At 46.8% G+C, this 20,924-nt stretch carries 20 protein-coding genes; 17 read left to right on the top strand and 3 right to left on the bottom strand.

Annotated features, from left to right (window positions below):
• The first annotated feature begins 7 nt into the window (after positions 1 to 7).
• From ACUN27_RS29470 to ACUN27_RS29460, 3 genes are all read left to right on the top strand, one after another.
• Positions 8 to 310, top strand: a complete 303-nt coding sequence (locus tag ACUN27_RS29470; RefSeq protein ID WP_315955212.1) for a hypothetical protein — start codon at positions 8 to 10, stop codon at positions 308 to 310.
• Between the two features lie 36 nt (positions 311 to 346).
• Entirely contained in the window at positions 347 to 712 is a 366-nt protein-coding gene (locus ACUN27_RS29465) for a DUF423 domain-containing protein (protein WP_164819722.1), read from the top strand.
• A 286-nt stretch (positions 713 to 998) separates the two neighbouring features.
• On the top strand, positions 999 to 2,849 hold the full coding sequence (locus tag ACUN27_RS29460) for a putative bifunctional diguanylate cyclase/phosphodiesterase (protein WP_445560036.1): 1,851 nt from the start codon (positions 999 to 1,001) through the stop codon (positions 2,847 to 2,849).
• Between the two features lie 44 nt (positions 2,850 to 2,893).
• Here ACUN27_RS29460 and ACUN27_RS29455 read toward each other — a convergent pair whose 3' ends face one another.
• The gene (locus ACUN27_RS29455; protein WP_315955210.1) at positions 2,894 to 3,391 is read right to left on the bottom strand and encodes a hypothetical protein; all 498 of its coding nucleotides are present in this window, start codon (positions 3,389 to 3,391) and stop codon (positions 2,894 to 2,896) included.
• Positions 3,392 to 3,507: 116 nt separating this feature from the next.
• Here ACUN27_RS29455 and ybaK point away from each other — a divergent pair, with 116 nt between their 5' ends.
• From ybaK to ACUN27_RS29390, 13 genes are all read left to right on the top strand, one after another.
• Positions 3,508 to 3,981, top strand: coding sequence for a Cys-tRNA(Pro) deacylase (gene ybaK, locus ACUN27_RS29450; RefSeq protein ID WP_315955209.1), 474 nt, complete (start codon positions 3,508 to 3,510; stop codon positions 3,979 to 3,981).
• 400 nt (positions 3,982 to 4,381) lie between these two features.
• Positions 4,382 to 4,684 (top strand): YunC family protein, encoded by a 303-nt coding sequence (locus ACUN27_RS29445; RefSeq protein WP_315955208.1) that lies wholly within the window; start codon positions 4,382 to 4,384, stop codon positions 4,682 to 4,684.
• A gap of 217 nt (positions 4,685 to 4,901) precedes the next feature.
• Positions 4,902 to 5,696: a basic amino acid ABC transporter substrate-binding protein gene (locus ACUN27_RS29440; RefSeq protein WP_445560035.1), complete on the top strand. Its 795-nt coding sequence runs from the start codon at positions 4,902 to 4,904 to the stop codon at positions 5,694 to 5,696.
• Between the two features lie 84 nt (positions 5,697 to 5,780).
• Positions 5,781 to 6,428, top strand: coding sequence for an amino acid ABC transporter permease (locus ACUN27_RS29435; RefSeq protein WP_127456760.1), 648 nt, complete (start codon positions 5,781 to 5,783; stop codon positions 6,426 to 6,428).
• Between the two features lie 13 nt (positions 6,429 to 6,441).
• Positions 6,442 to 7,164, top strand: coding sequence for an amino acid ABC transporter ATP-binding protein (locus ACUN27_RS29430; RefSeq protein WP_315955319.1), 723 nt, complete (start codon positions 6,442 to 6,444; stop codon positions 7,162 to 7,164).
• 231 nt (positions 7,165 to 7,395) lie between these two features.
• Positions 7,396 to 8,085, top strand: a complete 690-nt coding sequence (locus ACUN27_RS29425) for an ABC transporter ATP-binding protein (RefSeq protein ID WP_326062129.1) — start codon at positions 7,396 to 7,398, stop codon at positions 8,083 to 8,085.
• The gene (locus ACUN27_RS29420) at positions 8,075 to 9,109 is read left to right on the top strand and encodes an efflux RND transporter periplasmic adaptor subunit (RefSeq protein ID WP_445560674.1); all 1,035 of its coding nucleotides are present in this window, start codon (positions 8,075 to 8,077) and stop codon (positions 9,107 to 9,109) included. Before ACUN27_RS29425 ends, ACUN27_RS29420 begins: the two co-directional genes overlap by 11 nt.
• A gap of 20 nt (positions 9,110 to 9,129) precedes the next feature.
• Complete coding sequence (locus ACUN27_RS29415) at positions 9,130 to 12,036, top strand: FtsX-like permease family protein (RefSeq protein ID WP_445560034.1); 2,907 nt, start codon at positions 9,130 to 9,132, stop codon at positions 12,034 to 12,036.
• 2 nt (positions 12,037 to 12,038) lie between these two features.
• Positions 12,039 to 12,923, top strand: coding sequence for an ABC transporter ATP-binding protein (locus ACUN27_RS29410; protein ID WP_315955205.1), 885 nt, complete (start codon positions 12,039 to 12,041; stop codon positions 12,921 to 12,923).
• A gap of 171 nt (positions 12,924 to 13,094) precedes the next feature.
• Complete coding sequence (locus ACUN27_RS29405) at positions 13,095 to 14,390, top strand: homocysteine synthase (protein ID WP_445560033.1); 1,296 nt, start codon at positions 13,095 to 13,097, stop codon at positions 14,388 to 14,390.
• 196 nt (positions 14,391 to 14,586) lie between these two features.
• Positions 14,587 to 15,435: a M15 family metallopeptidase gene (locus ACUN27_RS29400; RefSeq protein ID WP_326062109.1), complete on the top strand. Its 849-nt coding sequence runs from the start codon at positions 14,587 to 14,589 to the stop codon at positions 15,433 to 15,435.
• A 111-nt stretch (positions 15,436 to 15,546) separates the two neighbouring features.
• Complete coding sequence (locus ACUN27_RS29395; protein ID WP_157323053.1) at positions 15,547 to 16,560, top strand: Gfo/Idh/MocA family protein; 1,014 nt, start codon at positions 15,547 to 15,549, stop codon at positions 16,558 to 16,560.
• Positions 16,561 to 16,594: 34 nt separating this feature from the next.
• Positions 16,595 to 17,545 (top strand): AraC family transcriptional regulator, encoded by a 951-nt coding sequence (locus tag ACUN27_RS29390; RefSeq protein ID WP_315955201.1) that lies wholly within the window; start codon positions 16,595 to 16,597, stop codon positions 17,543 to 17,545.
• Positions 17,546 to 17,874: 329 nt separating this feature from the next.
• On the opposite strand, the gene mtnA is transcribed toward ACUN27_RS29390, so the two are convergent.
• Positions 17,875 to 18,951, bottom strand: a complete 1,077-nt coding sequence (gene mtnA / locus ACUN27_RS29385) for an S-methyl-5-thioribose-1-phosphate isomerase (protein ID WP_315955200.1) — start codon at positions 18,949 to 18,951, stop codon at positions 17,875 to 17,877.
• Positions 18,948 to 20,174: an S-methyl-5-thioribose kinase gene (gene mtnK / locus ACUN27_RS29380; protein WP_315955199.1), complete on the bottom strand. Its 1,227-nt coding sequence runs from the start codon at positions 20,172 to 20,174 to the stop codon at positions 18,948 to 18,950. Before mtnK ends, mtnA begins: the two co-directional genes overlap by 4 nt.
• A 200-nt stretch (positions 20,175 to 20,374) precedes the next feature.
• Here mtnK and ACUN27_RS29375 point away from each other — a divergent pair, with 200 nt between their 5' ends.
• The gene (locus ACUN27_RS29375; protein WP_127458389.1) at positions 20,375 to 20,833 is read left to right on the top strand and encodes a Dps family protein; all 459 of its coding nucleotides are present in this window, start codon (positions 20,375 to 20,377) and stop codon (positions 20,831 to 20,833) included.
• The last annotated feature ends 91 nt before the right edge of the window (positions 20,834 to 20,924 follow it).

Below are 20,924 nucleotides of genomic sequence, written 5' to 3'. Positions count from 1 at the left end.
GTTTTTGATGAAGTACCAATTTTGCCAGTATGTTACGATTGTGGATATGAATGAAGAAATATTATCCGAGGTATTGTTTGAGCACGGGGAGTTCGAATCCAACGCACTTTCCATCGGTTCTTCCGTTCTGATTTATGAACTGGGACTCAAGCAATTCGAGGTCGTTTATGACAAAAGAGAAGGCAAAATAGCCCGCAACAAAATTGTAGATATTGAGATCGATTTAATTACACATCCGACAGTCACTAAGGTTTACCTGGAGCCAGTACGACTAATCGTTGGACAGCATGATATCGGTGAAGTAGAATAAATTTAAGCTTTGATGAAGGGAAGTTTGGAAACCATGATGAAACTTTTTGTGCTGATCGGCAGCTTGAACGCGTTTCTTTCTGTTGCATTAGGGGCTTTCGGGGCACATATCTTGAAACAAAAATTAACGCCAGACAAACTAGAAGTTTTTCAAACGGGTGTGCATTATCACATGATTCATGCGGTTGCGTTAATCGCCATTGCCATTTTGTCAGATAAGCTTGGGAACACTTCGATGGTGAATGCTTCCGGATGGGCGATTTTTATCGGAATCATCTTATTCTCGGGCAGCCTTTATGCGCTTAGTTTGACAGGAATTAAATTTTTTGGACCGATTACTCCGCTTGGCGGCTTGAGTTTCTTAGTAGGATGGATTCTATTAGCGATTGCCGCTCTAAAATAATAAAATTGGAAAGAGTCAGGAAATTCCGACTCTTTTTTCTTTATTTTGTGCCCTATTTGCAGGAAAAGCTCGACTTATGTAGAAAGTAATAGTTAACGCAAATGGATTTAAAATACATATTGATTTTCCCATAGGTGTCGGATGAATCACACAAGGAGACAAGTGAAGTGCGGGCTTGTTTCTTTCATTGCGGCAAATTCGTTATGAAGATTAAGCGGGAGAAGGAACGGTAGTCCGTGCGACGCTTCCTATTACCTAGAGTGAATTCGTAAGAGGAGGCAAATTTGTGAAAAACCGGCTATATATTGGCGGATATTTGATTGTCGCCATATTCGTAAGCCTTTACGTAAAGCCGTATGCTGTATGGATATGCGTTCTAGCTGCCCTGCCGCTGTTTATTCAGCTGTTGAGAAAAGAAAGGGACAACCAGCACTCATCAATATCAACTCTGCAGCATCACTCCTATCAGCATGTGCTGGATTCCTTATTTGAGCATAATCCGAATGCGATTGGCATTTTTGACCAAGAAGGGACATTCATCCGGATTAATGCAGCGGCAGAAACGATCCTCGGATATTCGGCATCGGAATTGCTGGAGAAACGTTTCAGCCATTTTGTGACGCAAGAGCAGTATGAGTTGACGATCAATCAACTTCAACTGGCAACGGATGGAGAGCCGCTTACCTTTGAAACTTCCGTGTCTCACAAAAGCGGCTATCGGGTTGACTTGCATGCAACAGCCGTTCCCGTTCAACTGAGCACGAATGATAAGGGCTTTATCCTCATTTGTCAGGATATAACGGAACGTAAGCGCAGCGATGAACAAGTCCGGTATATGGCCTATTATGATGACATGACGGGGCTGCCGAATAGGCGTATGTTTAGAGACCACCTGAATGAGCGGTTGAGCCTGACCAGAATAGCGGGGCAGCAAGTCGCCGTCTTTTATCTGGATATCGATAGGTTCAAGTTAGTCAACGATAGCTTCGGCTACGATTATGGCAACATGATGCTTCTGCAGCTTGCTGAGCGCTTCACGAGATGCATTACTGAAAATGATTATTTGGCACGGACTGAAGGCGATGAGTTTGCTTTTTTCTACACGAATGTCGCCGATTCCAATGATGTCATTGCCGTTATCGCAGAGATTAATCGCGTTCTGGAGAAACCATTTGTTCTTGAACAATATGAACTGCATGTTACAGCAAGTATTGGTGTTGCCATCTCTACGGCAGATGAGGAAGATGCGGATACACTGATGAAGTATGCCGATATCGCACTCGCCAGAGCGAAAGAGAAAGGGCGCAATGATTTCCAAATTTTCAACGCGGATATGAAATCCGTATCCATCAATCGCCTCAAGTTGGAGAATGAACTCCGCAGAGCGATCGCCTTGGAGGAGTTTGTTTTATTCTATCAACCACAGGTTGATATTGAGACAGGGCGCATTGTCGGTGTAGAGGCGTTGATTCGCTGGAATCACCCGGAGAAAGGGTTGATCTCGCCGAACTATTTCATTTCCTTTGCAGAAGAATCCGGTTTGATTGTGCCAATCGGAGAATGGGTGCTGCGCGCGGCATGCAAGCAAAATAAAGCCTGGCAAAATCAAGGCTTTTCCCCGATGCCGATTTCCGTGAACTTATCCATGCGGCAGTTTTTCCAGCATAATCTGAAAGGCAAGATCTCTCATGTGCTGGAGCAAACGGGGCTTGATCCGCAGTATTTGGAGCTTGAAATTACGGAAAGCATGACCATGGACGTCGATCACGCGATTCAATCTCTGCTCGAGCTCAAGGAGCTAGGTGTTCACGTGAGCATTGATGATTTCGGGACCGGCTACAGCTCCTTATATTATTTGAAAAAGTTTCCGATTGATAAGTTGAAAATAGATCGATCCTTTGTACGCGACATAATGGTGGATCCCAATGACGCGGCAATCGTTACTACGATTATCGCAATGACGCGCCATCTGAACTTGAAAGTCATTGCAGAAGGTGTAGAAACGGAAGAGCAGCTGCACTTCCTGCATCAGAATCGCTGCAACGAAGTACAGGGCTATTGGTTCAGCCCGCCGGTGAACACCGCCCAGCTGGAGAATATGCTAAGCCATGGCGTGCATGCCGCGGCTTCGGGTTAAGAAAAAGAGGATGTCCCTTGTCGGTCAGGGAACATCCTCTTTGTTTAGAAAGCGACGTAATCGTCGATTTCATTCAGTTTAAATGAGTAAACTTTCTTCTCATCCACATGATACACGGCAACATTTTGATTGCTGCTGTCATAATTCAAAATCCGGCAGGGAAGATTGAGCTTAATGCCCTGACCTTTGATAACGGTTAGCCGAATCAATGTGTTGTTAGCTTTGAAGCCTTCTAGCTGTGTGATAATGTGATCGGCCGCTCCGCTTGGCGCTGTCGACGTCATCGTTGGCGCGGGAGTTGCAGGCGGGGGAGAAGTTACTGCCTTTTTGCCAGTATATGAAGGAGGCGTGCTCTCTTTTTTCGTTGTATTCAATTCAATTAGCTTACCGAGCTCGATGCCCTTGAGGATTTGATAATCTTTGACCGTCTGTGCGTTAAGAAGATGTAGGAGCTTTTCCATCGCAAGACCATTTGTAGCCTCTTCAATTAAAATTTCTACAGTGAATAAGTGACCTGTGTGGTTCTGTTTACCTTGACTCATATGGCCTCCTTGCAGCCTAGAAATTGCTCATGTCCTAACTATATCATGTTATGATATCCAAATATAGATTGGTTTTTCATTCGTACAACTTTTGTATACAAAAAGAGGAGGAACCTATGTCAAACAAAACGAATGCCTGCCGAATCCTCGATTCTCTCCAGATTGCTTATTCGCTACATGAATATGAGTGGGATGAGGATCAGTTGGATGCCACTACCGTTGCCGCTAAAGTGGGGCTTAAACCTAGTCAGCTGTACAAAACGCTTATCTTAAAAGGGGACAAGACAGGTGTCCTCGCAGCCTGCATTCCCGGCGACCAGGAACTGAACTTGAAGAGTCTCGCTTCCGAAAGCGGGAATAAAAAAATTGAAATGGTGGCTGTCAAAGACATCCAATCACTTACAGGCTACATACGGGGCGGAGTATCTCCACTGGGGATGAAGAAGAAGTATCCCTTTTACCTGCATGCGACGGTGGAGTCGATGGAGTTGGTTAGCATCAGCGGCGGCCGCCGGGGGTTGCAGATATTTCTGCGGGGGGAAGATTTGGTATCCGCCTCTGAGGGGCGGTTGGTGGATATCGCTTATTAGCCAGAGGGATCGAGGGGCGGCAGTCATGCGCTGGCGAGGCAACGTGCGCTCCAGGTTTCGCGGGCGTTGGCTTGTGGGAGCGTAACGTGCGACTGTGCGCGGGTCGTGGAGAGCTAACGGACCACAGAGCCGTTATTTTCGATAAATGGCCCTCCTCGCAATTCTAACGGACCACAGAGCCGTTAATTGATCAAAAGACAGCCAAATTTCATGCTAATCACGAGAATAGTAGCTGTGGAGTCCGTTAGAAATTGAAAATGGCCTATTTTCTCCAAATAAGGGCCGCTCGGTCCGTAAGCTCGGCATACCACCCAAAAATTCTTTTTCCACCAAACATCACACCGTACTAGCCGCACGCGCATATACTACCGTAAGACTGCAAAGAGGAGCTGTGCAGAGCATGATGCGCGTTGAACCTATTCTCCTTGAGGGACATACTGCAATTGCGATAGAGGTTAAATTGCCCAAGACGACGCTGCTGGTAGTAACGACAGATAAAGGATACATTATGTGCGGTGCGTTAGACGTTGCACTGCTCAACGAGCGTTTGAGCGAACGCAACATTGTCGCGGCAAGAGCTACTGGCGTTCGCACGATTGAGGAGCTTCTGGAAGCACCGCTTGAATCGGTGACGTACACGGCTGAAGATCTGGGCATTTTTGCTGGCATGACGGGAAGGGAAGCCATTTTGAGAATGATGTAAATAGAACGCTTCGGATCAGCAGATCCGGGCGTTTTTCTATTTTTTGTCGGTAAAAAGAACAAAGGCTGTCCGTTTACATTGTGCAAAAAACCAAAAATGAAACGGAAAGGCGATTACCTGCAATTTCCTGAGTATTTTTCTAAACACAGGCGTTGTCATTTTATTGACCAGATGTTAAAATATGATTCGTTCCATACATAGCACGGGGGGAATTTTAATGAAAAAAATATCATTTCTTGTTTTAACAGCAGCACTAGTCATCGGATTAACGGGTTGTGGGGCTAAAGATAGCGGCGCCGGCGGCACAAAGTATAAGTTTGCGACAGATGCTGCTTATGCGCCAATGGAATATATGGACAAGGACAAGATGACCGGTTTTGACGTCGATTTTCTTGCAGAAGTTATGAAAGAAGCAGGACTTTCCTATGAACTAACGAATACTGGTTGGGATACCATGCTTACAAGTGTTAAACAAGGTAAAGAGTATCAAGGTGGTATTTCCAGCGTTTCGATTACGGATGAGCGCAAACAGTCTTATGACTACTCCATCCCGTATTTCGAATCCACCAACATGATTCTGGTCAAAGAAGGCAGCCCGATCAAAAGCGCGACTGACCTGAAAGACAAGAAGGTTGCTGTTCAAATCTCCACAACAGCTGATACGCTTATGAGCAAAATCATGGGTGATAAAAATCCATCCTTGAAACGTCTTGATAACAACACGCTTGCACTGATGGAACTTGAAAATAACGGGGTAGACGCAGTTGTTGCGGATATCGCCATCGTTCGTGAATATGTGAAAAATAACCCGAACAAAAAATTAGTCGCGATTCCCGATCCTAAGAACTTTGAGTCCGAATACTACGGTATCCTGCTTCCAAAAGGCAGCGAGCTGAAAGCGAAACTTGACCCGGCAATCAAAAAAGTGATTGAAAACGGGGCTTATGCAAAAGTGTACAAAAAATGGTTCGGTCAAGAACCAGACACGAAAAAATTGCTTGAACAAAAATAAGAAGAGAAGCAGCATGCGTGACTTCAACCTTACGCATGCTGTTGTTCTGTTATCAGCATAATAAGGTAAGAAAGGAAGTGTGGAATGGAGTTTCGTTTTGATATTATTATTGAATATCTACCGCTTTTATTAAAAGGTACACTATGGACCATTGGGATATCCATTTTGTCCATTTGTTTCGGCTCCGTGCTGGGGTTGGCAGTTGGATTAGGCAAAATGTCTCACCGCGGCTACTTAAGATGGCCAACTAGCATTTACGTGAACTTTTTCCGCGGCACACCGCTGTTGGTGCAAATTTTGCTAGTACATTTCGGGGTCGTTCCCTTATTTCTAGGTACAACCAATGCTATCATTGCTTCTATTGTTGCCTTATCTTTGAACTCTGCAGGATACATGGCCGAAATTTTCAGAGCAGGTATTCAGTCCATCGATAAAGGCCAAACGGAGGCCGCGCATTCGCTAGGTATGACACATTACCAAACGATGAAAAAGGTCATTTTACCGCAAGCGATCAAGCGGATGATTCCTCCATTTGGGAATGAGTTTATCGTGTTGATCAAGGATTCCTCCCTGTTTGCAATTATTGCTGCACCCGAATTGATGTATTGGTCTAATGCGATGCGCAGCCAATATTTCGCTGTGTGGGAGCCGTATTTGACGGCAGCATTGATTTATTTCATCCTCACTTATTCTCTAAGCAAGCTGCTTAGCTATGTGGAAAGGAGAGTGTAGAGATATGACCGCTATGATTGAAGTTAGAAATCTTAAAAAAGCTTTCGGCAATAACGTTGTTTTGCGGGATATTTCCGCAGATATTCAGCACCAAGAGGTTTTGGTTGTGATTGGTCCTTCGGGATCGGGGAAGTCGACGTTTCTGCGTTGTCTGAACCTTTTGGAGCAGCCTAATGGCGGTTCCATCAAGGTTGAAGGGAAAAACATCATGGACCCGACGAATAAAATCAATGAGATCCGCATGGAGCTCGGCATGGTGTTCCAACGTTTTCATCTTTTCCCGCATATGAAAGTTATTGATAATATCATGCTGGCGCCGATTCAAGTACGTAAATGGTCAGAGGATAAAGCGCGTAAAAAAGCGTTGGAACTTCTAACGAAAGTGGGACTCGCTGATAAAGCTGATGCTTATCCAGATTCGCTTTCCGGAGGTCAAGCGCAGCGTGTCGCGATTGCTCGCGCACTTGCGATGGAGCCGAAGATTATGCTGTTCGATGAGCCGACATCCGCGCTGGATCCCGAAATGGTCGGAGAGGTGCTGGCCGTTATGAAGCAGCTGGCGAAGGAAGGGATGACGATGGTTGTCGTGACCCATGAAATGGGCTTCGCCCGCGAGGTCGGCGACCGCGTTATGTTTATGGAGCAAGGCGTTATTGTAGAAGAAGGCAATCCGAAGCAAATTTTTGAAAACCCGCAACAAGAGCGGACGAAGTCATTTTTGTCCAAAGTGCTTTAGTACGGTGAATAAGAATAGTAGAAGTGGAAAAAGGAGCTATCTCATTGGGGCTGGAATGACCTGATGAGATAGCTCCTTTTTTCTGTCTATCTTTTTGGCAAAAAATAGATTTATAATGAAATAACTATCAACTGCAACATGAAAAGGATGTCTAGTTTTTTGTTATGTAAAGGTTTACATTTAGGAGAAGATCCAAGATTTAGGAATGAAAATGAGGTGCTAACTTTGACTATGCAGGCAGATCAGGTGCCAATGGTGCAAGCTATCGGTGTTACGCGAGTGTTTGGAAAAGGATCTGGAGCGGTCCACGCACTGCGGGGAGCTCATCTCAGTATTCCCAAAGGCAGACTTGTGGCCTTGCGCGGAAGATCAGGTTCAGGCAAGACAACGCTGCTCAATATTCTCGGGGCACTCGATCATCCCTCGGAAGGCGCCGTTTATTTAGAGGGCATGGAGATAAGCAGCCTATCGGAGGCCAAGCGCAATGAAGTCAGACGGAAGCAGATCGGTCTTATTTTTCAATCTTTTGCTTTAGTTCCGTATATGTCCGCGTACGAGAATGTTGAATTTGGTTTGCGCATTTCGGGTATTCCACCCAAGCATTATAAACAATTAGCTGAAGAAGCACTGGATTTCGTCGGTTTGAAAATGAGAATGAAGCATCGTCCTTATGAACTTTCTGGCGGCGAGCAGCAGCGGGTAGCGATTGCCAGAGCCATCGCTCACAAGCCCAAGTTGATTTTGGCCGATGAGCCTACAGCGGAGCTGGACAGCAGAATGGGACTCCAAGTGCTTAAATTATTCAAAGATTTGGTGCAAGAAGGAATGACCATTATTTTGACCACGCATGATCTCGCGATTATGGAAATTGTAGATGAAGTGTATGCATTGGAGGATGGTACCATTGTCGATGAAGGTTAATCCATTTGCGTCTAAGATCGTTCTTATCACGGGTGTTGTGCTATTCCTGGCTGGTTGTTCCCTATTGCCCAAAGAAGAGGAGGCGCTGAAGCCGCCATTAGTCAAACCGGTGAAAGAAAACTTTGAGCTTTATGAAGTGAAGAAAGGCAACATAACGAAAAAAGCGGTTTTTATGGGGACGTTCAAGTCTAGCCAAACAAGCAATTACTATTTTAAAGAGTCTGACCATCACTTAGCTGGTTTGCGCGTCAAATTAGGCGATGTGGTCAAGCCGGGGGATGTGCTGGCTGAACTGGAACAGGGTGATCTGCTAACTCGGATTGCCCTTCAAAAACTGAATTTGGAGAAAGCCCAGATCGCTAGTGTGCAGTCCAGGCAAGCTGATCCTGACCAAACGCTTGCGCTGCGTTTAAAGGATATTGATATTGAAGCTGCACAGCTGCAATTGAATTCCTTGCAAGATCAGCTGAATAAGACAAGGTTAGTGGCAGAGACCGGTGGCGTTGTTACTTTTGTAACGGATGCTCAGCAAGGAAGTGTAGTGGATGCCTTCAATACGCTCGTGGTTCTGTCCGATCCTGAGCATTTGGAGCTTTCTTATGAAGCTACAGACGTTGGAACACTTATGGGAATAGAAGTTGGCATGAACGTAGAAGTCAAGCTCGCCAAGTCGGGGAATACGGTACAAGGCAAAGTGCTGCGAACACCTTCAAGCTCGCCGCCAACCGATAACAAAGCACAAGCTGAAAGAAACGCCAAAACGATTATTATTGGGGTTCCTGTTGGAACAGAGGGCGCAGAGATTGGCGCATCCGGCGATATGACAATTGTCGTTGAGCACCGGGAAAATGTCATCATAATCCCGAGAAAAGGCCTTCGGACTTATTTGGGGAGAGATTATGTGCAAGTGCTGAATGGAGAGAGCCGAAAAGAAGTTGATGTCGAAAAAGGCCTTGTCACCCCAACGGAAGTTGAAATCCGTACGGGACTTAAGGAAGGTCAAAATGTCATTTTGGAGAACTAGATCAACTTAGGAGGATTGCAATGGCTTTAATTCTGATGATTCTCCGTAAAATGGTTAAAAATCGCTGGCTCGAGCTTAGTTTATTAGTTGGGCTCATTATTTCCGTAGCTCTTGCAAGCTCGATGCCTATTTATACGCACGCCATTTTACAGCGCATGCTGATTAAAGACTTGGAAGTTCTGCAAACAGACACCACGCAATATCCGGGGCAAGTGTATGACTACGCGTACTTTGTGAGATCTGAGAAGGAGCCGGACGAAGATCGTCTTCTCGCGGAAACGGATGCTTTTTTGACCGAAAAAAGTAAGGCATTTGGCGTGCCTATCCTGCTTTCAACGACCACGCGCAGCACGATGAATTTCAATTTTAAACCGAGTGATCCGAGTAAAGTCGACCCAAGTGTGAAGCGTCTGGGCGAGCTGACAGCGATGTCGTCGTTAGATCAGCATATTCGTCTTGTGGACGGTGTCATGCCTTCCGCAGAGCCTGTGAACGGCGTATATGAGGCATGGGTGTTTCCTGAACTGCTGACGGAGATGAAGATTGTACTTGGCAATGAATTAACCATCCAAGACGAGGATTTGAAACAAAGTATTCGTATTAAACCCGTAGCGGTCATTGATCGCAGCGATTATGCCGATCCTTATTGGACGAATAATACGTATGACTTGCGTTCAAGATTTTTCATTCCTTTTGGATTATTTGAGAAAGAAATTACGAATAACAAAGCGTTTACTAGCCTGTATAGCTTTTGGAATTTCGTACTCGATTATCATCAATTAAAGTTGGAGGGGTTGGGAGCTTATACCGCTGCACATGCACAAATGGAAGGCTACTTAAGCAGTCGGTTCAATTCTTATAAAGCGGAGAATCCTTCGCTTCCTACTTTGAAAGTGTACGGTGAGAAAGAGAAGAAACTAAGAATGATGTTATGGTCGCTGAACGTGCCCGTCAGCATTTTGTTAGCCTTTTATTTATTCATGGTGGCTAATTTGATTACCGAGAGGCAAAAAACAGAAATTGCCGTTCTGCGCAGTAGAGGAGCAAGCCGTACACAGATTTTATTAGGTTATGTGCTGGAGGGAGCCTTGCTGGGGGGAATTGCTCTTCTGATAGGACCAGCCATCGGCATGCAATTGACCAAAATTTTAGGTGCCTCCAATGGGTTTCTGGAGTTCGTACAGCGCTCTGCTATGGAAGTGAAGCTGAATCAGGAAGCTTACCAATATGCTTTGGTCGCTGTGGTGGCATCGGTTTGCATGACGCTCATTCCGGCCGTTATGGCGACGCGTACGACGATTGTCGGCCATAAGCAATCGCTTGCGAGGAAGAATAGGCTTTCTTTTGTTCATAAAATCTTTCTCGATATTATCTTATTAGCGGTATCCATTTATTTATTGCAGAGTTTTAATCGACGGATGTCGGATCTGGTAGCCCTTGGGCTGGATTCCATGGACATGAAGGTCGATCCCCTCCTGTTTGTTGTACCGGCTTTATTCATATTTGCAATGGGTTTGTTCCTCCTGCGGATCTATCCGTGGGTGATTCAATTGGTCTATACGGTGGGGCGCAAATGGTGGCCGCCTTATCTGTATTCGACGCTCCTTCAGGTAGGCAGGTCTACTACCCAGTACCAATTTATCATGCTTTTTATCGTGATGACATTGGCCACCGGTTTGTTTAGTGCAAGCGCAGCCCGGACGATAAACAAAAACATTGAAGAGAAGATCCGCTATACGAATGGGAGCGATATTGTTTTGCAAACGCCATGGGATAACGACGCCCCACCGCCACAGTCTGGCCCTTCAGGCCCCTCGGGTGATGCGAGTTCTCCTGCTAATGAAGTTGCCGTGAAAAAAAGAGTGCAATATACAGAGCCGCCGTTTCTTCCATTTACCCAACTGACGGGTGTAGAATCTGCTGCACGTGTTTTTCAGAAGAAAGATGCTTACCTCTCAATCGGCAAAGAAACGAAGCGGACAACTTTGATGGGCATCGACACGGATGAATTCGGCCAAACGGCCTGGCTTCGCGATCAATTGCTGGATCATCACTTCTACGATTATCTGAATTTGCTCGCTGGGGATTCCAAGGCTGTGCTTATTTCCAGGTCCATTGCCGAAGAAACAGGAGCTAAAGTTGGCGATACGGTGAATATTGGCTGGGGGGATGTAAGAGGAACCTCAGCTATCGTCTATGGGATTATCGACTACTGGCCAAGCTGGAATCCTAATCCGATACTGACGGCTCCGTCGAGTAGCGGGAGCACGTCAGGCACGACGAAAAAGACGAAGGTGGATGCGCCTAAGCTCGTCGTGGGACATCTCTCCTACTTCCAAAATAATTTGGCTGTGGAGCCGTATGAGGTATGGCTTAAGCTGAAACCTGACATGACCAGTCAAGCTTTATATGAAGCGCTAGAGCTTAAGAATATCAAGATTACAAGCTTGGTTGATACGAAACAGATGTTAGTCCGTTCCAAAAATGATCCCTTTCAACTGGCCGTGAACGGCGTTATGACGCTTGGCTTCTTGATTGCAATCGGCATCAGCTTCATGGGATTCCTTTTATACTGGGTGCTCTCCTTATCCGGTCGAATTCTACAATTCGGCGTACTTCGTGCGATGGGAATTTCTTATGCGCAATTGATTGGGATGCTGGTTGCCGAGCAGCTGTTAACCTCCGGCGCAGCCGTCCTGATTGGGATGATTACAGGGAATACAGCCAGCCGTTTATTTGTTCCCTTGTTCCAATTAACGTTCGACTCATCAACGCAAGTACCGCCTTTTCAAGTGAGTTTCGATCCTAACGATCAGCTGCATTTATACGTCATTGTCTTAGTGATGATAGGGATTGGACTGCTGCTGCTTGGCGGGATGCTCTCCAGAGTTAAGATTCATCAAGCCATTAAGCTTGGGGAGGATTAAGCATGATTCACTGTGAAAATTTAGTTAAAATTTATAAAGCAGCCGATCTTGAAGTCGTCGCTTTGCAAGGGCTTGACCTCCACGTCGAGGAAGGGGAACTGATGGCGATTATCGGAAACAGCGGCAGCGGGAAATCGACGTTGTTGAATATGCTGGGAGGGCTTGATCGGCCCTCAGCAGGTAATCTCCATGTGGATGGGAAGGATTTGTTGAAGTTTAAGGAAGCTGATCTGGTCAAGTATAAAAGGGAAACCGTTGGCTTCGTCTGGCAAAATAATGCGAGAAACCTGATTCCTTATTTGACAGCTTTGGAAAATGTGGAACTGCCCATCCTTCTCCAAGGGCGTCGCAAGCGTCACCGTGCTTTAGATTTGCTGGAAGCTGTAGGCTTAAGCCATCGTAGAAGCAATAAGCTTAATGAGCTCTCTGGCGGGGAGCAGCAGCGTGTCGCTATTGCGATTGCGCTTGCGAATCAACCAAGGCTCCTGCTGGCGGATGAACCCACGGGATCTGTCGATACGAAAATGGCGAATCAGATTCTCGATCTATTTCGTGAACTGAACCGCAGTTTTGGCTTAACTGTTGTAATTGTTACGCATGATCCGCTTTTGGCCAAGAAGGTGGACCGGGTGGTTGCCATTCGGGACGGCAAAACGTCCTCGGAGATTCTAAGGCGTAAATCCTATCAAGAGGAATTGCTGGAGCTTGAACAGGGCATCCTGGCGGCCGAAGAGGATTCCCATGTGGAGTATGCCGTTGTTGACAAAGCGGGCAGACTGCAAATTCCGGCCAATTTCCTCGACTCGATTGGAGCTTCACGGACGAATAAGGTGCGCGTAGCAATGGAGGATGGACGGATCGTCCTGTTACCGCCAGACAAGACATAGAAGGAAACTTGCAGAAACCTTTTCGTTCAATGAAACAAGTATAGAAAATAATGCCAGTATGGTATATTGACTATGACTAGATATTTCCATTAGAATGAATACATAGTATTCCAGTAGGAATTATCGAGTTATTAACCGCGAATCCATCCACCATCCAAGGAGGCATGTGCAATGTCAGATTCAAAACGCCAGTACTTACCGGAAACACTAGCCATTCATGCAGGTCAAGAAATCGATTCTGCAACCAATTCAAGAGCTGTTCCGATTTATCAAACAACGTCTTACGTTTTTAACGATACGGACCACGCCGCTAATTTATTTGCGCTCAAAGAGTTTGGTAATATTTATACGCGAATTATGAATCCGACGACCGATGTTTTTGAAAAGCGGATTGCTGCACTGGAAGGTGCACCAGCGGCTCTTGCCGTAGCGTCCGGGCAGGCTGCTATTACGTTCGCAATTTTGAATATCGCTGAAGCCGGCGATGAAATCGTATCTGCATCTTCCTTGTATGGCGGAACTTATAATTTATTCTCAAATACATTAGCTAAGCTGGGAATTAACGTTAAGTTCGTTGACCCAAGCAATCCGGAAAATTTCCGCAGCGCTATTACGGATAAAACAAAAGCGGTTTACGCTGAGTCAATCGGCAATCCCAAAGGTGATATCCTTGATATTGAAGCTGTGGCGGCTATTGCGCATGAGAATGGCATTCCATTGATTGTCGATAATACATTCCCAAGTCCTTACCTCCTAAGACCAATCGAGCACGGTGCTGACATTGTCGTTCACTCGGCAACTAAATTTATTGGCGGCCACGGAACGACGATTGGCGGCGTTATTGTTGACAGCGGCAAGTTCGATTGGGTAGCTAGCGGTAAATTCCCGGGCCTGACGAAGCCAGATCCAAGCTATAATGGTGTTGTCTACACAGATGCGGTAGGGCCAATTGCCTATATTATCAAAGCAAGAGTTCAGCTGCTTCGCGACTTGGGTGCCTCACTGTCACCAAACAGCTCGTTCTTGCTCCTGCAAGGACTGGAGACCCTGCATTTGCGTCTGGAACGCCATAGCTCGAATGCCCTGAAAGTGGCTCAATTCTTGGAGTCTCATGATGCGGTCCAATGGGTAAGCTATTCCGGGCTGGAAAGCCATCCTTCCTATCCGCTTGCTCAGAAATATCTGCCTAAGGGTCAAGGGGCTATCTTGAGCTTTGAGATCAAAGGCGGCGTTGAAGCGGGTAAGAAGCTGATTCATTCCGTTGAGCTCTTCTCACATTTGGCCAATGTAGGAGATTCCAAATCACTCATTATTCATCCGGCCAGCACAACACACTCCCAATTGAGTGAACAGGAGCAGATTTCCGCAGGCGTGACCGCTGGACTTATTCGTTTATCCGTTGGAACGGAAGCTATTGAAGATATCATCTATGATCTAGAGCAGGCAATTGCCGCAAGTCAAGCTTAAGCAAACGATGAGAAACTGATGAAACTTGTAACCAACAACCGTTAGGCATAAAATATGAGAAGGCTGCGATTTAGGCGCAAAACCTAGATGGCAGTCTTTTTACGTTGAGATTCGATTTCATGCAACTTTTACTGGAGATGAGAAGTCTATATTTCATGTGTAAGTTTTTCAATTTCGAGGAGGCATTCACCTGAGCATGAACAAAATGACGACATACTCGCTCGCCCTATTAGTGGTGTTATCCATCCTAACGGGATGCGGCAAAGAGGAAGCTGTACCAAGCACGAGCCCAACTGCCAGCGCGACAACAACGGCTACACCAAATACGGCGACTCCCACAACATCGCCTGTGACAACGGCGACAGCTTCGCCGCAAACAAGTTCTAAGCCGGTTCAGAATCCTTCGGCTTCTCCGAAGGCATCCAGTACGCCTTCCAAAGGCGATGGTCTTCAAGTCATCGCCAAACCGGAAAGTGTAACGGTCCTTGTGAATAAACAATTTTCACTTCCTTCAAGTTATGAGCCGACGGATTTGGTCTATCCGGATATCCCTTTTACATTCGCGGAGAAGACTGAAAAACGCAAAATGCGCAGCGTCGCAGCGGAAGCGATTGAAAAGCTGGTTGCAGGCGCGAAAAAGGATGGTATTAACATAGCCGGTGTCTCGGCTTATCGATCATATGCCACGCAGAAGTCGCTATTCCAACGTTACGTTCAGAAGGATGGCGAGGAGAAGGCGAAGATGTACAGCGCCGTGCCGGGAACCAGTGAGCATGAAACTGGACTTGCTATCGATGTATCCGGCAGTGATGGAAAATGTGCCGCGGAAGACTGCTTTGGTGGGACCAAAGAAGCGAATTGGCTGGAGAAGCATGTCCAGGACTACGGATTTGTGATCCGCTATCCTAAGGGGAAAGAGAAAATTACCGGATACCAATACGAGCCATGGCACATTCGATATGTAGGTGTTGATACGGCTAAGGATATGGTTGCCAAAAAGATGACGATGGAAGAGTACTACAATGCGGTGCCTGTAAGTAAATAAAGTGATGTCGTTGATGTCGTTATTTTGCACCCTTGTCTGTCGCTAATTCGAAATTTATCAAGCTGCTTAGGCATGTTAAAATGAAGCCAAGTCACTTATTTGGAGGTTAACATGATTAAAGTAGCAATGTTAAGTTTTTGGCACGTGCATGCAAGAGACTATGCAAAACAGGTTACTGAGCACAAAGATACCGAGATTGTAGCGGTGTGGGATGAAATTCCTGAGCGCGGACAAGCAGAAGCGTCGCAGCGTGGTGTTGCCTTTTATACGGATCTTGCTGAGTTACTGGCAAATAAGGATATTGACGGCGTCGTTGTAGACACACCGACAAACATGCACCGTGATGTGATGGTTGCCGCTGCCAAGGCGGGTAAACATATTTTTACAGAGAAAGTTATTGCTCCAACGTTACATGAAGTGAATGAAATTTTGGACGCGGTAAATGAAGCCGGTGTAACTTTGACTGTTTCATTGCCGCGTTTGAATCCAACGTATACATTAGCGGTTCAAGAGATTATTGAGAAGGAACTGCTGGGCCAGATTACGCTAGTGCGTACTCGTCTATCCCACAATGGCGGTATTTCTACAGATGTGAATCCGAAAGGCTGGCTTCCTGAGCATTTCTACAATGCTGAACAATGCGGCGGCGGCGCGTTAATCGACCTTGGCTGCCATCCGATGTATCTAACTCGTCTATTCTTAGGTCTTCCTGAATCTGTAAGCGCTTCTTATGGCTATGTGACGGGCAGAGAAGTTGAAGATAATGCCGTAGCTACGCTTCAGTATGCGAATGGCGCTCTGGGCATCGTAGAGGCTGGTTTTGTGAACGCTCATTCGCCATTTGTGATTGAAGTTCATGGCACTGAAGGCAGTGTGCTGTACTCTGATCATGACGGAAGAGTTCTAGTGCGTACGAGAAAAAATGCTGACGCTGGCTGGACTGCTTACGAAAACGGTCCGAAAGAGAAACCGTCTGCTTTTGATCAATGGGTAGCGCACATTCAAAACGGTACAAAAGCCACTGAAAATATTCAGCTGGCTGTGGACTTAACGAAGTTGATGGAGGCTTCCAACCGCTCCGCCGGGTCCAAACAACAAGTACGTATTGATTCTCTAGCTCAGTAATAAATCATCTGCACAGAATGGATGGAGGTTCAGCATGAGTCAGCCCTTTTACTTCGAACCGATGCTTGAAAATCCAATGGCACTTGATCGCTTGGACTTACGATTCCGGTGGGGTTCTTACGGAATCCGGGTGCTTCGCTGCCATCTGACCTCCTTTCCGGCTGGAACGGTAATTGATTTCCATCATCATTCTGAATTCGAGTTTCATTATATCCCTAGTGGAAAAGGTAAAGTCATCCTGGATGGGGTCACCCACGCTTTGCAAGAAGGGATGCTGTATGTCACAGCACCAGGTGTCTCGCACCGCCAAGAGGCGGATGAACACGATAAGATGGATGAGCTGTGTTTGCATGTTGATTTTGTGCGGCTGGAAGGGTCACCGCTGGACGGAGACGCTGGAAGCGAATCGCAGGCTTGGGGTGAAGCATGGGAGATTGCAGAGGCAGATGCTTGCATCAAGCAGCTAAGCGAGCTTCCGCATCTTCCTGCCTTTGACCGTCAGGAAGCGATGAAATGCTTTCTGGTCGCCTTCGAAGCTTGGCGGGACAACCAGCTCGGCCAATATACGATCATCAAGCAATCGATTATCCAGATGCTGCTGAGAACAATTGGCGCTTACAAAGCGGATCATCAGGGGCTCGATTTGCCGGCACGCGATATGAAAAGCTACCGCTACCAACTGGCTGTACAGTTCATCGAAGACAACTTCCGGCGCCCTTTGACACTTGAAGGGGTTGCCGAGCGGCTGCAGATCTCCTCGCGGCAGCTTCAGCGCATCTTTAAAGAACAGGCGAACATTTCATTCAGTGAATATTTGGAGCAGGTTCGTTTAAAGCACGTGTGCACAGAGCTGTTGCAAACGACGATGACCTTGGAGAAAATCGCCGAGAAGAGCGGCTTTGCTTCCAGCAATTATTTGCATTATGTTTTCAAAAAAGCGCATGGCGTCACGCCAAACCGGTATCGTGAGCGCCTGCATGGATAAGAAAAAGGCTGTTTCTGCCGTTATCGTAGTTGAGTTCAACTATGATGCGGCAGGAGCAGCCTTTTTTGCCGCTAATTGAAGCAGTGCCGGTCCGTGACAGGACCGAGGTCGAGTTTGCGGCTCGGCGGGGACTAGAGGGCGCTATTTCTTGCGAAAGGAGCCCTTTACGCACAGAAGGGGAACTATAGCCCCTTATTTCATCGGATTTGGCTGAAATCACGCCTAAAACGTTGAAATAAGGACCTGTAGTTCCCCAAGAACTAGAAAACGGGCCGATTGGGCAGCAATAGCGCCCTCAGGTTCCGCAAATTGTGCATAAGGGTGCTAGCTTATTCAAAAAGCTTACGCAAGTTCTCCGCATATGGAGCACGAACGATGCCTTTTTCCGTAATAATCGCCGTCACATACTCATTTGGTGTGACATCAAAGGCAGGGTTAAACACTTTTACGCCTTGCGGTGCCGTACGTTTGCCGAAGCCTTGCGTGATTTCATCCTCATGGCGTTCTTCGATCGGAATGTCCCCACCCGTAGGTGTGTTCAAATCGATTGTGGAGATCGGGCTCGCCACGTAGAACGGAATCCCGTGCGCTTTCGCCAAGACCGCCACGCTGTACGTGCCGATCTTGTTGGCTACATCGCCGTTAGCCGCTACGCGGTCGGTTCCGACGATGACCGCCTGGATCCAACCCTTGGACATGACCGCGCCGGCCATGTTGTCACAGATCAGCGTCACGTCGACGCCGGCCTGCTGCAGTTCAAAAGCTGTAAGCCGCGCGCCTTGCAGCACGGGCCGAGTCTCATCCGCGAACACTTTCAGGTTCACGCCTTTTTCCTTTGCCAAGTAGAACGGCGCTAGCGCCGTGCCGTACTTGGCTGTCGCCAAACCACCGGCGTTGCAGTGCGTCAGCACGCCGAAGCCATCTTCGAACAGCGTCAGCGCGTGTTCGCCGATTTGGCGGTTCGTCTCCTCGTCCTCCGCTTGAATCTTCTGCGCTTCGTCGAGAAGCGCTGCTTTGAACGCGTCCGCGCTAACGCCGGCCGCTGCCAAACTGCCTGCTTGCGCTCTCATCCGGTCGAGCGCCCAGAACAAGTTCACCGCTGTCGGACGAGACGTCGCCAGGTAGTCGGCTTGCTTCTGGACTTCCGCCAGAAGCTTAGCCACGTCAGCATCCACATTGCGGATGCCCAGATATACACCATACGCGGCGGCAATTCCGATAGCCGGTGCGCCGCGAACTTTCAAGTGACGGATCGCTTCCCACACCTCGATCGGTGTTTCAAGCGGTAAATACACAATCTCTTCCGGCAGCAACCGTTGATCTAACAGATCAAGCTGCTGTCCATTCCAACGCAAGGATTGCAAGGCACCTTGCGCCTCTAAATTTTCTAAGTTCTTGTTAGTCATAGAACAAATCCTCTTTCTACTGCTGATTCTTTGGTGACGATGGCGATGAGCTCATCGATAGAAGTTACTTGACGGTTTGCGCGAATGCAGCTTGTGCCGATCGCTAACGCCAAACGCTGAGCGCGTTCTCTAGCGGCGTTATCCTCAATTTTATCAATATCTGCAACATGCGCAAGTCCTACGATACGGCGCACCATTTTTGCTCCGGTGAAGCCCACTGTATCCTGAAGCAGGTTTTTAAGAAAATAATCCTGGTAGCCTGGCGTTTGGAAGACACGATCTACACCATGTTCGTTCCACAAGGCGCGGAAGTTCGTTTCAAAATGCGTCCATACCTCTTTCACTGTTTTCAACAAGTAAGCGCGGTACGCTTCACGGCTTTCGTGATCTTGACTCCAGCCTTCTTGTCCGGCAAAGTTGAGAATCAGATTCGCGAGCACAGCGCCGATATCGAAGCCCATTGGCCCGTAATAAGCGAATTCCGGGTCGATCACTTTCGTGGAATCAGGTTTGATGAAAATACTTCCGGTGTGCAAATCGCCATGAAGCAGCGCTTGCGCGTTTGTCAAAAATTTCTGGCGAAGAATCGCGACTTCCAAGTGAAGCTCGCTGTCTGCCCAAAGCTGCTCTGCCGCATCGCGGATATGATCTTCAATACTGTTCGTATCGGCATCGCGGTACGGATCGTCGAAAATCAAATCCTCCGTAATTTTGCAAAGCTCTGGATTGATGAAGCGGCCTTGTTGGATTTTCTTTTCCTGTTGATTTTTGCCTAAATCCGAAGTGAAAAACAAGGTGTTTGCCATAAAGCGGCCGATATGCTCGGCAAACAGCGGATATTCGTTCCGTTCAATTAACCCTCTGCGCATAATGATATGATCGCTTAGATCCTCCATGACCGTCAGCGCAAGATCCGCATCATACGCATAAACATGTGGAACAAGATCCGGAACTAATCCTTCTTCAATAATGAGCGCTTCGCTTTCAATACGTGCCCGATCAAGCGTCAACGGCCAGGATTCTCCGACAACCTTTGCATAAGGTAGGGCTTGCTTCAAAATAATGCTTTTTCCTGAAGTTTTTTCCGAGATGCGAAAAACGAGATTTAAGTTGCCGTCGCCGATTTCCTGGCTGGTCAATTCCGATTCCGGCTGGAACAAATTCGGGATTTGACGAGCGTATTCAATCGCTTGAGCTTCACTTAAAGGATGATATGTAGACATGGTTTGCCTCCTAATAAGTCATTGAAATTAATTCCAACTAGTTTACTGTGTATTAATCGTCTTTCCCTAGTATAAGGCAAAAAGGGGCCGCTTGAAATACTCTCTTCGGAAATGTTGCACAAATTACATAAAATAAGTGCAAAGAACGCACAGTAACGTGTACATGCTCTACCGACAACAACAACTAGGAGGCATTTCTTATGGCAACAACGACCTTAACATCAGCTCAATCCATCCAAACCATTCTCAATAAGCAAATAGCCAATTGGGGTTTGCTTTTTGTGAAGCTCCATAACTTCCACTGGTATGTAAAAGGTAACCAATTTTTCACGCTGCACGTCAAATTCGAGGAGCTGTACAATGAAGCGGCTCTGCACATTGATGAACTTGCTGAACGTCTTCTTTCGATTGGCGGTCAACCTGCGGCTACCATGAAAGCCTATATTGAACTGTCCTCCTTGAAAGAGGCGCAAGGAACCGAAACAGCAACCAAAATGGTTGAAGCTGTCATCGAAGATTTCACGATTCTTACCCAAGAGTTAAAAGCCGGTATGCAGGCTTGTGAAGAAGTACAGGACGAAACGACTTCGGACATGCTGTTAGCCATTCAGACTTCGCTGGAAAAACACCGCTGGATGCTGCAATCATTCCTTGGATAGGTCAAATTACCAACCTCTTTACAATTTCTTTAAGCTGAAAAAACATGAGCCTAACGATACTTCGTTATACTGGTACCAAATTCGCTTTCGG

It is taken from the genome of Paenibacillus sp. WC2504, from assembly GCF_052682475.1.
The sequence above is the reverse complement of the archived record's forward strand: the minus strand, read 5'-3'. Positions and strand labels throughout refer to the sequence as shown.

Excerpts from the sequence above, each read along its gene's own strand:
- ACUN27_RS29470 (WP_315955212.1), top strand. The coding sequence starts at position 8 with ATGAAGTACCAATTTTGCCAGTATGTTACGATTGTGGATATGAATGAA.
- ACUN27_RS29465 (WP_164819722.1), top strand. The coding sequence starts at position 347 with ATGAAACTTTTTGTGCTGATCGGCAGCTTGAACGCGTTTCTTTCTGTT.
- ACUN27_RS29455 (WP_315955210.1), bottom strand. The coding sequence starts at position 3,391 with ATGAGTCAAGGTAAACAGAACCACACAGGTCACTTATTCACTGTAGAA.
- ybaK (WP_315955209.1), top strand. The coding sequence starts at position 3,508 with ATGTCAAACAAAACGAATGCCTGCCGAATCCTCGATTCTCTCCAGATT.
- ACUN27_RS29445 (WP_315955208.1), top strand. The coding sequence starts at position 4,382 with ATGATGCGCGTTGAACCTATTCTCCTTGAGGGACATACTGCAATTGCG.
- ACUN27_RS29440 (WP_445560035.1), top strand. The coding sequence starts at position 4,902 with ATGAAAAAAATATCATTTCTTGTTTTAACAGCAGCACTAGTCATCGGA.
- ACUN27_RS29435 (WP_127456760.1), top strand. The coding sequence starts at position 5,781 with ATGGAGTTTCGTTTTGATATTATTATTGAATATCTACCGCTTTTATTA.
- ACUN27_RS29430 (WP_315955319.1), top strand. The coding sequence starts at position 6,442 with ATGATTGAAGTTAGAAATCTTAAAAAAGCTTTCGGCAATAACGTTGTT.
- ACUN27_RS29425 (WP_326062129.1), top strand. The coding sequence starts at position 7,396 with ATGCAGGCAGATCAGGTGCCAATGGTGCAAGCTATCGGTGTTACGCGA.
- ACUN27_RS29420 (WP_445560674.1), top strand. The coding sequence starts at position 8,075 with ATGAAGGTTAATCCATTTGCGTCTAAGATCGTTCTTATCACGGGTGTT.
- ACUN27_RS29415 (WP_445560034.1), top strand. The coding sequence starts at position 9,130 with ATGGCTTTAATTCTGATGATTCTCCGTAAAATGGTTAAAAATCGCTGG.
- ACUN27_RS29410 (WP_315955205.1), top strand. The coding sequence starts at position 12,039 with ATGATTCACTGTGAAAATTTAGTTAAAATTTATAAAGCAGCCGATCTT.
- ACUN27_RS29405 (WP_445560033.1), top strand. The coding sequence starts at position 13,095 with ATGTCAGATTCAAAACGCCAGTACTTACCGGAAACACTAGCCATTCAT.
- ACUN27_RS29400 (WP_326062109.1), top strand. The coding sequence starts at position 14,587 with ATGAACAAAATGACGACATACTCGCTCGCCCTATTAGTGGTGTTATCC.
- ACUN27_RS29395 (WP_157323053.1), top strand. The coding sequence starts at position 15,547 with ATGATTAAAGTAGCAATGTTAAGTTTTTGGCACGTGCATGCAAGAGAC.
- ACUN27_RS29390 (WP_315955201.1), top strand. The coding sequence starts at position 16,595 with ATGAGTCAGCCCTTTTACTTCGAACCGATGCTTGAAAATCCAATGGCA.
- mtnA (WP_315955200.1), bottom strand. The coding sequence starts at position 18,951 with ATGACTAACAAGAACTTAGAAAATTTAGAGGCGCAAGGTGCCTTGCAA.
- mtnK (WP_315955199.1), bottom strand. The coding sequence starts at position 20,174 with ATGTCTACATATCATCCTTTAAGTGAAGCTCAAGCGATTGAATACGCT.
- ACUN27_RS29375 (WP_127458389.1), top strand. The coding sequence starts at position 20,375 with ATGGCAACAACGACCTTAACATCAGCTCAATCCATCCAAACCATTCTC.